Here is an 11,287-nt window from a genome sequence, read left to right on the forward strand (position 1 = left end):
AGTTGCTAGTTGTTAGTCATCAGTCAACAGTCAACAGTCAACAGTCAACAGTCAACAATGCCCCATGCCCAATTCCTTTTAAGAATTTTGAAGTCGTTTAACCAATTCATAAAACGGTTCCCAATTATCCTCAATAGCTATGGGTTCCCAAACAGCCTCAATTGTCGGTCTCAAGAGCGATTGTTCGGGATTGTGCTTCCGCAACCTGTCCGCCATTTGATCCATATCATCCGTAGACAAACTTTGCAAAACGTGATAATAAAACTGTCGCCAAGGTGCTATCAAGTCCGCCGGTTCCGCCTCAGCAAAAATTAGACTAGCATCATCTCGCCAAGTGCGATCAAACTGTCTTCGCAATTCAAAAAAGAAATCCTGATAGCCGACTTGAGACTCCGCCAGCATTTTAATTGTCACCTTCAACAACTCATCTCCCTCAGCCTCTGGCAAATCCTCAAATCCCAATCTATTTAGCATCAACTGCCGATAAGCTGCATTATAATAATCGCCAAACTTTGCCAAACCCGCATCCATATCAGCTTGAGGAATCGCGGCTGCTAGCGGTTGCTGGAGCTTCTCTAAATTTCCCTTACAAATAAACGGTTGATTGCCGTAACAATAAAGACCGTAATGGTCGAAATAAGCTGCTGTAAATTCCGGCTTGTAAGTTGGGATAAAAGCGAAAGGCCCGTAATCGAAACTTTCTCCAGTAATCGACATATTATCAGTATTTAGCACGGCGTGGCAAAATCCTGCTGCCATCCATTGAGCGACTAATTCAGCTACTCGCTTGACTAAATCTGCATAAAATAGCGCATATTTTTCGGCAGGCGACACACCCGCATTACTTGCTTCTAAATGCAGTTCAGGATAGTAATATTCAATAACAAAATCTAAAAGTTTTTTAGTTAAATCAGGTCTGCGGATATAGTGCAATCTTTCAAAAGTTCCAAACCGGATGTGAGAATGACTGAAACGCACCATTACGGACGATCGCGTCGGTGATGGTTCGTCACCCCGCCACAAAGCCTCGCCCGTTTCAACTAAACTAAAACAGCGGGATGTCCTAACTCCCAACCTGTGCAAAGCTTCGGCGGCTAAAACTTCGCGAATTCCCCCTTTGAGAGTGAGTCTACCATCAGCGTGCCGCGAGTAGGGCGTGCGGCCGGAACCTTTCGTGCCGAAGTCGTAAAGTCTGCCGTCAGTCCCGCGAACTTGACCGTACAAAAAGCCTCTACCGTCGCCTAAATTCGGGTTGTATTCGTTGAATTGATAGCCGTGGTAACGGAGTGCGAGAAAGGGACGGACACAATGAAATTCGCCGAACGCTTCGATAAAATGTTGGTCGGTTACTTGTGCGGGGTCTAAACCCAATGTCGGCAATAATTTGTCATTGCGGAAACGCAGGATGTGCTGCGGAAAATCGGCCGCAGGGACTTCATCGAAATAGTCGCCGCCGAGGGATTCTATCGCGGGTTCGTAGTTGAGGGAAAGCAAAGGATTTGACATTTTTCTATTTTATCTTGAAATTGGCTATCACTCCAAATTATATACGGGTAAGGTGCGTACTGCATTGGTGTCAACAATCGCCTCAAACCCTTTTTCTCTCTTGTTTATAGCCGAGTTCGATCCCCTTGCTTCCGAGGGCTGTTTCATACTCAAAATTTAGCTATCCTAAAATTTGACCATGAAACATTAATGTCTTCCTCGCATAAGAAAAATTTTACGGTCAATTTTATTGATAGTTAAATTAACCGTTTTCTTTGTTAAAAATGGGGTTGAAGGCTTAAACTTTAAAATTTTAGGGGGGATGCACCAGCTAATATACCTTTTTCCCTATTTAAAATTGGTCAACACCCCGTAAATCGCCCAAATTGCCATCGCCCGCAAATAGTGACTCGCCCGAAAAGTTCCCCCCGCCGTAATCGCTTCCGGCGTGCGAAACTGCAACCCATTTTCATAAATCTGCTTCACCACAGCATCCGTCAATTTAAAAGCTTTCTCCTCCATCCCCATCTGTACCAAAAAAGCCGCCAACCCAAAATTAATCCCCGTCCAAACTTCCAAAGGATGAGTCGCATTGGGATTTTCCGGCGAACCATTCAGCATCACTCCATTTGCCGCACCGAACTCGCCATCGTTGAACTTCAAAAAGCAAGAATCGTACACAGTTTCTAGAGCACTGGCTGCACATTCCGGTGGCACAATATCCGGTAATCCTAACAGCTTCGCGTAAAATTGACCGCACAGTTGGTCGGTCATCACCACTTCGGAATTACTCTCGCTGTCCAAACGGTAATATTGACCGTTCCAAAGTTTTTCTTGATAGCTCGGTCTGGCTTGTAACAGCCAACTGTGATATAATGCTATCTTTGTTTGAGGGTTAGGAATTATCTCCGGTGCTGCATCTTCCAAGATTTCGCCGATCGCGATCGCAGCCTCCAGCGCCGCCAACCACAAACCCCCGCAATACGCACTGATTCCCCGCATTTGCCAGTCATCAAACGTCTGATCCGGTGCTCCTGAATTCTCAGGAATTCCGTCCCCATCCTCATCAAAAGTTTTCAGATAAGCCAAAGCCTCAACAATTGCCGGCCAACACTCTTGCAGAAACTCACAATCTGTGCCACCAGTCAACAGGAAATCCCTATAAACCTGCAACACAAAATCGCAAGGCAAATCTTTCCACAAATTGCAATCTTGATAGCTAGTATAATTCGTTTTCTCCCAAGGATGTTCGTTAGGAGCACCCAAATCGTGCGGCGTCGCACCGACAGCTTTTCTAATAGCCGAAGCTTGATTCCAGCCAATAATTCTCGGCGTATCGTCTCCGGCTGAAATTGCCCTAGCGAACGCTAAAACCACCGACTTTTCCAAATCCGGCCACAGCATCAACAAAGCAAAAGAACCGTAAAGCCGCACGTCCAAACTTTCGTACCAGCGATAATCAATGCACTCCAAAACTGCAAATTGACCCTTGGGATCGCGTTCGTCAGCCGCACTCCACAGAGTACCGCCGTCTGTCAGGGCGTATAACTCGTTAAACAGCGCCATTTTAAAACTATCTGACAAATCTTTCCGTTCTAAAATGGGTTTTTGCCAAGCTTCGATATTTTCGCGCCAAGTATCGGAATGCTTCATTGCAGTGCGAATAATCGGCCAAGCATTTTTGCCGTTGCGGCCGAAGAAATCAGTATAGCGGCGGTAGTACCAAACTCCCGATGCAAACTCAGTAACGGGCAAATCCCAAGCTATAATAAAGGGAATTTTGCGAGTTTTTCCCGGTCTAATAGTAAAGCGAACTGCGATCGCACAAGCCAACTGTTCTCCTGCGGCTGCGGCTGTCTCGTCTTTGTCATCCAACAAGAAACCTTCTGCAGAAAAGTTGCGCCAAATATCGTCACCGTTCCCCGCCGGGTTCCAACGAGTTTGATAGAATACTTCTACCGCCGGATTAGTAATAGTTGCGATCGCCCATTGTCCATCCCCCTCTTGCGGTTCGTCCTCAGCAGTCAACCGCGTCATCACGCAACCGATGCGGTGAAAATCTTCCACCAACAAATTCAAATTTCCAGCACTTTCTCCCCACCGGGGTTGATAGTCATAAAATGGACTACCATCATCTCGCACCATCACTTTCGGTGACTTGTTGGCATTAGTAAACCAACCAACAATATTCTCCCAAGTCAGCATGATGCTGAGAGTGATCGGCGCATCTGTAGGATTGTGCGCCACCCATTCAAACATGGCAACTGGGTAACTGCTTTCCTGATAATTGTTCGGCAAAATTGGCGAAAATTGCTCGCAGCTTAATTGAGCCTCAAACACATTTTCGTAAACAAACCAACTGCGCGGATACAAAGCATGATAAGTCCCCGAAGAATTAGACTCTTCCCCGGTTCTTTCTTCTTCTTCCCTTCTTCCTTCTTCCTTCTTCCTTCTTCCTTCCGATGGATACCATTTCCAACTAGATAAACTGCCATCGGTAGGCGGTTCAGTGGACAGTGCAAAAGCTTGTTTCTTACCTTGAGTTTCTTCAAAAACACTGAACTGACAAGCTGGCAAACTGCGAAAAATGTGCTCGCCGCCGTCAATGTGCCAGAGGTTGAAGTCGCCACGGGACGATCGCCCGATGCAGCCGGCACCGAACCCGCCCAGAGGCATTCCGTGCCAGGGGCCGTCGTCGAGATTGCTTGCGTAGCGGACTGTATAGGGATTCTCCCAACCGAGGCCGATGGGACGTTTCCAGGTGTGGGGGGGGATGTTTGGATTGGATGTGCGATCGTTATTCATGTGATTAATCTTAGCGCTCGATCGAGCTTTACAATTTTTTTTATTTTATTTTAAACTTTTATCGCTCGAACCAATACCGATATTTCCGAAGATTCTTGACGGTTGATTGTTGGCTAAAAGTAATTGCGTTCATGGCTGCCGGATTAATCAATTTTCCAATCTAAAATCTAAAATCTAAAATCTAAAATCTAAAATGGTTTGGGCGATCGCCTAACGGGGAAGAATATCATCTAGGCGAATTTGCCATGTCTTTAACAGAGGAGAAATAATCGGTTGACCAAGGCGAAATTGTTGCTGACTGTAATCTTGGTCAATTAGTTGGCAAACGGTGATAGTAGGTTGTTTGGGTTTACCGATAAAAGCCACACCCCCCAATCCGCGATAATCAACTATCCAATATTCTGGAATCCCTAAAATAGCATATTCTTCAACTTTTCTGGCGTAATCTATTTCCCAGTTAGTGCTGACGACTTCTACCACTAATTTAATAGATCGTCCCAGCGTAATCACAGGTTCTCTTTCCCAAAGAGGTTCGCTGACAATAGCAGTTTCATCTAACACGACAATATCGGGACGGCGGGCAGTAGCTGCATCTGAGAATGGACGGATCAAACAAGTGCGGGGAATGAACCAAGGTAGTTTTTCGGCTGCGATGGCGATGCCGATTTGAGTTGCTAATTTACCGCTGACGGTTTCGTGTGGGCCTGTGGGTGACCTGTCAACTAATTCTCCGTCAGCGAGCTCGTAGCGGAAGTTGTCACAATATCGATCGAGGAATGTTTCAAAAGTTAGGATTTTGGGCGCGGTGTAAGCCATTGGAAACTAATAGTTTTTTGCTTAAAATCTTATTCTATCAACTAACCAAATCCTAAATCAGAACCTTTCCCCGCGTGAACCAGAGCCAACTTTTCGTAATGCTTAGCGTGTTCCACCAACTCGGCTGCTTCTTCCTCAGAGACATCCCGCAGGCGTTTGGCAGGCACTCCCGCAACTAGCGTGTGAGGGGGAACGTCCTTGGTGACAACAGCCCCTGCACCGACGATAGAGCCTGTTCCCACCCTCACTCCGTTCAGGACGATCGCCCCAATCCCGATCAGGCAGCCCCGTTCAATGTAAGCTGAGTGAATCACCGCTCGGTGTCCGACTGTCACGAAATCTTCCAAAACAGTCGGTTTCCCCGGATCGCCGTGCAGAATTGCTCCATCTTGGATATTGGTACTTGAGCCGATCGCAATTCGCTCTACATCCGCCCGCACCACCGCCCCGTACCAGATACTAGCGCCCGCAGCCACCTCTACCCTGCCGATGACAACAGCGCCTTCAGCGACAAAAGCCGCTTGGGATAGATCAGGCAAGGGCCAATAGGAAGAAAGTGCAGGCAGAGATTCGTTGAGATTGCTCATTTGTTGGTCGATCGTTATACTTCTAGCAGATTAGCTGGTTGTTGATACGGGATATAATAAAAGTATTTGGCACTTTTGCAGAGAAAATATGCTGGGACGCAAATAAATGATTGAAGTTGCCTTGCAATACCCGATGTTTGGCCCGGAAATTCAGTGTCCCCACTGTCGCCAAACAATTCCGGCTTTAACGCTAACGGATACCTATTTGTGTCCGCGTCACGGGGCATTTGAGGCAGATCCAAAAACGGGGGAACTGGTTCACCTTCAGTCTGGGCGGCACTGGCGCCGCTGGGAGAATGAATGGTATCGCCAGCACACGCACCCGGACGGGATTCGGTTTGAAATTCACGAAGCGCTCGATCGACTCTATACTCAAGGCTACCGAGCAACTCGCGTGATCGTTGCTCAACGCTATCGCGACTTAATCAGCGCTTATTTGGAACGCAGCACGCCTTGGCGCGGCCAGTCGGAATCGCCACGGCCGAGGCTGTACGGTTTGCCTGTGGATTTTAGCCCCGATCCTCAAGAAGACCCTTGCTGGGAAGTGATTAATTTTGATTTGGAAAAAGAGCCGGGAGTTCCGATTAGATATCCCTATTTTCGGTTGTTTGAATAGTTATTAGTCAGTAGTCAGTAGTCAGTAGTCAGTAGTCAGTAGTCAGTAGTCATTAGTCAGTAGTCATTAGTCAGTAGTCATTAGTCATTAGTTAGTTCCTATTCCTAATGCCTAATACCCAATGCCCAATGCCCAATTCCCAATTCCCAATTCCCAATTCCCAATGCCCAATTCCCAATTCCCCAATCTAAAATCTAAAATCTAAAATTGAATGCACCACGCCTCGATTCGCACTGCTAACATTCACCGGGCGATCGCCTTTTACGAACAGTTGGGATTTACTGTGAGCGATCGCTTTACTACAGGTTACACCCTAGCCTGTTGGATGGAAGGTCTCAACGGACGCATCGAACTAATCCAAATCCCGGAACCCAAACCCGCACCGGATGCTTTCGGAGACGAGCATTATGTTGGATATTATCATTTATCTTTCGATTTAACTGAGGCGACAACTGACTTACCTAGTTGGTTGCAGTCTCTGAAACAGCGGTTTGAGGAAGCTGCTAAAGACCAACCAAACCAGTTTCAAGCTTTGAAAGTTTTATTAGAACCGACTCAACAGGCGATCGGGCAAAATGTTTACGAAGTAGCTTTTATTGCCGATACAGACGGTTTGCCTTTAGAATTTATCCGGCGGCTTAATTAGTTAATCACTAACGACTATGGATAATCATTCTCTCTCTCAATCAGAAACTGAGAATAGTTATTATTCTTAATACCTCATAATGTTCCCTACCAACTTAACAATATTTTTATAAAATCTACTAGATTTTGAGTTAAAAATCTAGTAGATTTTATTTTTGACTCTATAATATGAATATCTGTTCATACTATAATCTGTCAGAAAAAACCTAGGAAAAACCATGCAAAAAGCCAAATCGAGCGATTCTGGCTGCTGTAGTCACGACTACCACCACGATCGCAGCCATGAGAATCATAACCACGAACACGACCACAACCACGACCACGGAGATTTTAACCTGAATCAAGAATTGATTCCTGTGATATTGGTTGTTGTACTGTTTATCGGAGGTTTAATTTTTGAAGAACAACTCCACAACACGCCCTATTCTATAGGTGAATATCTGGTTTTCATCCCAGCCTATCTTTTAAGCGGATGGAATGTTTTAACCATTGCGGGGCGCAATATTCTGCGAGGTCGATTTTTTGATGAAAATTTCTTAATGACTATAGCAACACTCGGCGCTGTCGCTATTCACAAACTCCCTGAAGCAGTCGGTGTGATGTTGTTTTTCAAAATCGGAGAACTTTTTCAAGAATTTGCGATCGGGCGATCGCGTCAATCGATCCGATCGCTTTTAGAAATTCGCCCAGATTATGCCAACCTCAAGGACAACGGCGACATCAAAAAAGTTTCGCCAGAAACCGTAGCCGTCGGCGATATTATCCTTGTCAAACCGGGAGAAAAAATTCCCTTAGACGGTGAAATTATAGACGGCAATTCTCAGATTGACACATCTGCATTAACTGGAGAATCTGTACCTCGAACCGTGAAAGTTGGAGAAACAGTTTTAGCAGGAACAATTAACCAGACAGGAGTTCTCACCGTCAAAGTTACCAAACTCTTCGGCGAATCTTCAATCTCCCGAATTCTGGAATTAGTAGAAAATGCCAGAAGCAAAAAAGCTGAAACTGAGAAATTTATCACAAAATTTGCCAGTTACTACACGCCTTTTGTAGTATTTGCATCGCTAGCAGTGGCTTTAATTCCGCCTTTGTTCATTTCAGAAGCAACTAATGCCGATCGCTTTTTATGGGTTTACCGCGCCCTAGTCTTGTTAGTTATTTCCTGCCCTTGCGGATTGGTGATTAGCATTCCTCTCGGATATTTTGGGGGAATTGGCGGTGCAGCTAAGGGCGGTATTTTGGTTAAAGGCTCGACTTTTCTAGATACCCTGACAGCAGTCAAGACAGTTGTTTTGGACAAAACAGGAACTCTGACTAAAGGAGTGTTTAAAGTATCACAAATTGTGCCTACAAATGGTTTGGCCCAAGCAGCGTTAATGGAAATAGCCGCTAAAGTAGAATCTCAATCAAATCACCCCGTCGCGAAATCTATTATGGAAGCTTACGGCGGAAAGATAGATTCATCGGATGTTAAAGATTACGAAGAAATAGCGGGACATGGCATTCGAGCAAAAGTAAATAATCAAATTGTGCTTGCGGGAAATGACCGTTTGCTGCACCGAGAAAACATTGCTCACGATGTCTGCAATGCTGAAGGTACTGTCGTCCATTTAGCGGTAGACAACAGCTACGCTGGCTACATTTTAATTGCTGACGAGCTTAAGGAAGACGCAGTACAGGCTATTCGCGACCTCAAAAAATTAGGTGTTGAGCGCATCGTGATGCTAACAGGAGATAATCAAGCTGTAGCCGATAGTGTTGCGAAAAAGCTCGGTTTAGATTCCTATTTAGCCGAGTTATTACCCGAAGGAAAAGTCGAGGCGATCGAAAAACTAATCGGCGAATCTAGGAAAGGCGATAAAATTGTTTTTGTCGGGGATGGAATTAATGATGCACCCGTGCTTGCTAGGGCTGATGTGGGCATAGCGATGGGGGGTTTGGGCTCCGATGCGGCGATCGAAACTGCCGATGTTGTAATTATGTCAGATGCACCGTCAAAGGTGGCTGAAGCAATCCAAATTGCCCGAAAAACTCACAATATTGTCTGGCAAAATATCATTTTTGCCATGTTAGTTAAAGGCATATTTATTGCTTTGGGTGCTTTTGGGTTAGCTACCATGTGGGAGGCAGTTTTTGCCGATGTTGGGGTAGCTTTAGCAGCTATTTTCAATGCGACTAGAGTTTTGAAATAGAGTGTTCGCAGGGCGGGCCTTGCCCAACTTACGCCACAATTGAAACATACATTTTGAGGTCAAAAATACTATGCGTCGTCAACGTTCTCAGCCCTGGATTCACCGCTATTCTCGTCCCATCACGGCAGGAATTGCCTCAATAGGGGCTGCGATTACTGCCTATCTAACAGTGGTCAAGTTATCCAACGGAACGGCAGTTTGTCCGATCGAAGGCTGCGATATCGTGCTTTCGAGTCCCTATGCCTATGTCTTTGGTTTGCCTCTTTCTTTGTTCGGTTTTTTGGGCTATTTGAGCATGATAGTTTTTGCCGTAGCTCCCCTACTTGTTAATCCCGCAGAACAGAAGAGTCTCCGCTCTAAGTTAGAGTCTTGGACGGGACTATTTCTGTTTGCTGGTAGCACGGCTATGACGATTTTTAGTGGCTATCTGATGTATGTACTGGCTGTTGATATCAAAGTAGCTTGTATTTACTGTGTGGCGTCTGCTTTGTTTGCAACTACCTTGTTTGTCTTAGCATTAATCGGTCGCGAATGGGATGATATCGGGCAACTATTTTTTATAGGAATTCTGGTGTCTATGTTAGTCCTGATTTCCTCTCTGGCTCTTTATGCCGATGTCAATAATCTCGGTACAGCTAAGGAAACAAGTATGAATACCACAACATCCTCTGGTACTTCAGAAATTGCTTTAGCCCGACATTTAAAAAGAGTGGAAGCTAAAATGTACGGCTCTTTTACTTGCGATCACTGTCAAGCACAGAAGGAAAGTTTTGGCAAAGAAGCGGCTCGCATTCTCAATTATATCGAGTGCAATCCGCAAGGGAAAAATGCTCGCCGCGATCTTTGCGAAGCTGCCAAGATTCAGGGTACTCCTACTTGGGAAATTAATGGTAAGTTTTACCCAGGGCAAAAATCTTTGCAGGAGTTAGCTGATTTATCAGGTTATCAGGGAACTCGCGAATTTAAAAACCTCTCAAATCAGGAACGGTGACAAGAGTGATTTTTGGCGATCGACCTCATCATAGTCGATCGCACGCATCTCGGTTAATTTGCTGGTTTTCAGTCAACAGATTCTCAGTTTGCAATTACCCTTTGCAGTAATTCCCTGGGTAATGTTTACCTCGAACCAGCGCTTAATCGGAGAGTTTGTGAATCCATTTTGGCTGAAAGCGGTAGCTTGGTTAGTGGCTAGTATTATAGTAGGATTAAATAGGGGTTGGTGAATAATCGATCGCAAATCAATAACAAGAGCGATCGATATATTCAAGCTCTGCTAAAGATAAGTTTTATCTGTACCAACTGCCCCAAATTATAATTGGGGATTATCTCCTACCCAAAATTAGGTGTTCTTTTTCCAAATAGACATAAAAACATACAAAAAACCCGACGCCACCAGGTAGAAAGGTTCATAACTAAAAAAGTAATAGCAATAGCTATTTGTGAAAACTTATCAAGTTTTGTCATCACTCGATTGAGACAAAATCTTCGTTTTCCTAGCCCAAATTTGCCCTTAATAGCATTGCGAATGCTATCATATTTCAACGCTTGCCTCTTGTTCTATTTACTGACATGAGATGGGAGTATTGCTAGGGTTAGCCCACGGATTCTAATTCCTTTTTCATGACACTAAGCTCCGTTCTCTATTGTACGATAAATTCGATCCGCATGAACTGATTCAGGATAATATCCTGTGAATCTATAATAAGCTTCTACTTGGGCTTTTAAGTCCCCTGATTCGTTAAAGCTATCCCAGATAATTCGGTTTAAAAATACAGATCCTTCAAAACAGGGTAGTGCCCTGAAGGAAAGGATGGAGTAAACTTAAGCTACTATTAGAGAGAAGTGTTTGCCATTGCTAATATGACAGTAGAAATTAATTCTTGCCCCAATTGTGGCTGCGAAGAAGTTAGTCGTAACGGTCAGACTCGGCATGGTAAACAAAACTACAAATGTCGAGAATGTGGTCGTCAATTTGTTCTAAATCCCGCGTGGAAAGCTATTACGAAAGAACAACAGGAGGCCTCTCCTGAACTTATGGTTATAAGTTTATCTAATCAGACCAGCAAGCTAATACGCGATTCCTAAAATTATTAAAATTAGAAAAACCATACCCTTGCCGCATTATCAACTTAATCCGA

General features: G+C 44.7%; 10 protein-coding genes and 1 pseudogene. 6 read left to right on the forward strand and 5 right to left on the reverse strand.

Annotated elements, in window-relative coordinates:
* Positions 1–78 precede the first annotated feature (78 nt).
* The 4 genes from QUA36_RS14490 to QUA36_RS14505 all read right to left on the reverse strand — a co-directional run bounded on the left by QUA36_RS14490 (position 79) and on the right by QUA36_RS14505 (position 5,693).
* The gene (locus QUA36_RS14490; RefSeq protein ID WP_333158884.1) at positions 79–1,506 is read right to left on the reverse strand and encodes a protein adenylyltransferase SelO family protein; all 1,428 of its coding nucleotides are present in this window, start codon (positions 1,504–1,506) and stop codon (positions 79–81) included.
* A 327-nt stretch (positions 1,507–1,833) separates the two neighbouring features.
* The gene (locus QUA36_RS14495; RefSeq protein ID WP_333458180.1) at positions 1,834–4,290 is read right to left on the reverse strand and encodes a GH116 family glycosyl hydrolase; all 2,457 of its coding nucleotides are present in this window, start codon (positions 4,288–4,290) and stop codon (positions 1,834–1,836) included.
* A 210-nt stretch (positions 4,291–4,500) separates the two neighbouring features.
* Positions 4,501–5,106, reverse strand: coding sequence for a Uma2 family endonuclease (locus QUA36_RS14500; protein WP_333458181.1), 606 nt, complete (start codon positions 5,104–5,106; stop codon positions 4,501–4,503).
* Between the two features lie 41 nt (positions 5,107–5,147).
* Complete coding sequence (locus tag QUA36_RS14505) at positions 5,148–5,693, reverse strand: gamma carbonic anhydrase family protein (protein ID WP_333458182.1); 546 nt, start codon at positions 5,691–5,693, stop codon at positions 5,148–5,150.
* A 106-nt stretch (positions 5,694–5,799) separates the two neighbouring features.
* Between QUA36_RS14505 and QUA36_RS14510 the strand changes: the two genes are divergently transcribed.
* The 5 genes from QUA36_RS14510 (at position 5,800) to QUA36_RS14530 (ending at position 10,372) form a co-directional block, all read left to right on the forward strand.
* Positions 5,800–6,309, forward strand: coding sequence for a TIGR02652 family protein (locus tag QUA36_RS14510; RefSeq protein ID WP_006631343.1), 510 nt, complete (start codon positions 5,800–5,802; stop codon positions 6,307–6,309).
* A gap of 211 nt (positions 6,310–6,520) precedes the next feature.
* A complete protein-coding gene (locus QUA36_RS14515; RefSeq protein WP_333458183.1) occupies positions 6,521–6,955 on the forward strand; it encodes a VOC family protein in 435 nt (144 codons plus the stop codon).
* A 217-nt stretch (positions 6,956–7,172) separates the two neighbouring features.
* Positions 7,173–9,149, forward strand: a complete 1,977-nt coding sequence (locus QUA36_RS14520; RefSeq protein WP_333458184.1) for a heavy metal translocating P-type ATPase — start codon at positions 7,173–7,175, stop codon at positions 9,147–9,149.
* Between the two features lie 70 nt (positions 9,150–9,219).
* Positions 9,220–10,140, forward strand: coding sequence for a vitamin K epoxide reductase family protein (locus QUA36_RS14525; protein ID WP_333158895.1), 921 nt, complete (start codon positions 9,220–9,222; stop codon positions 10,138–10,140).
* A 58-nt stretch (positions 10,141–10,198) separates the two neighbouring features.
* Positions 10,199–10,372, forward strand: a complete 174-nt coding sequence (locus QUA36_RS14530; protein WP_333458185.1) for a divalent metal cation transporter — start codon at positions 10,199–10,201, stop codon at positions 10,370–10,372.
* Between the two features lie 40 nt (positions 10,373–10,412).
* Here the strand turns inward: QUA36_RS14530 and QUA36_RS14535 are convergent.
* A pseudogene (locus QUA36_RS14535) lies at positions 10,413–10,937 on the reverse strand (transposase); the annotation flags it as partial.
* Between the two features lie 72 nt (positions 10,938–11,009).
* On the opposite strand from QUA36_RS14535, the gene QUA36_RS31360 reads away from it, so the two are divergent.
* Positions 11,010–11,234 carry an IS1/IS1595 family N-terminal zinc-binding domain-containing protein gene (locus QUA36_RS31360; protein ID WP_445301437.1) on the forward strand — a complete coding sequence of 75 codons (225 nt, stop codon included), beginning with the start codon at positions 11,010–11,012 and terminating at the stop codon, positions 11,232–11,234.
* Positions 11,235–11,287: the final 53 nt, after the last annotated feature.

The organism is Microcoleus sp. Pol10D4 (genome assembly GCF_036701555.1).
Taxonomy (GTDB): domain Bacteria; phylum Cyanobacteriota; class Cyanobacteriia; order Cyanobacteriales; family Microcoleaceae; genus Microcoleus.

Coding starts and splice junctions, on each gene's coding strand:
- QUA36_RS14505 (WP_333458182.1), bottom strand. CDS start 5,693: ATGAGCAATCTCAACGAATCTCTGCCTGCACTTTCTTCCTATTGGCCC.
- QUA36_RS31360 (WP_445301437.1), top strand. CDS start 11,010: ATGACAGTAGAAATTAATTCTTGCCCCAATTGTGGCTGCGAAGAAGTT.
- QUA36_RS14525 (WP_333158895.1), top strand. CDS start 9,220: ATGCGTCGTCAACGTTCTCAGCCCTGGATTCACCGCTATTCTCGTCCC.
- QUA36_RS14495 (WP_333458180.1), bottom strand. CDS start 4,290: ATGAATAACGATCGCACATCCAATCCAAACATCCCCCCCCACACCTGG.
- QUA36_RS14490 (WP_333158884.1), bottom strand. CDS start 1,506: ATGTCAAATCCTTTGCTTTCCCTCAACTACGAACCCGCGATAGAATCC.
- QUA36_RS14520 (WP_333458184.1), top strand. CDS start 7,173: ATGCAAAAAGCCAAATCGAGCGATTCTGGCTGCTGTAGTCACGACTAC.
- QUA36_RS14510 (WP_006631343.1), top strand. CDS start 5,800: ATGATTGAAGTTGCCTTGCAATACCCGATGTTTGGCCCGGAAATTCAG.
- QUA36_RS14515 (WP_333458183.1), top strand. CDS start 6,521: ATGCACCACGCCTCGATTCGCACTGCTAACATTCACCGGGCGATCGCC.
- QUA36_RS14500 (WP_333458181.1), bottom strand. CDS start 5,106: ATGGCTTACACCGCGCCCAAAATCCTAACTTTTGAAACATTCCTCGAT.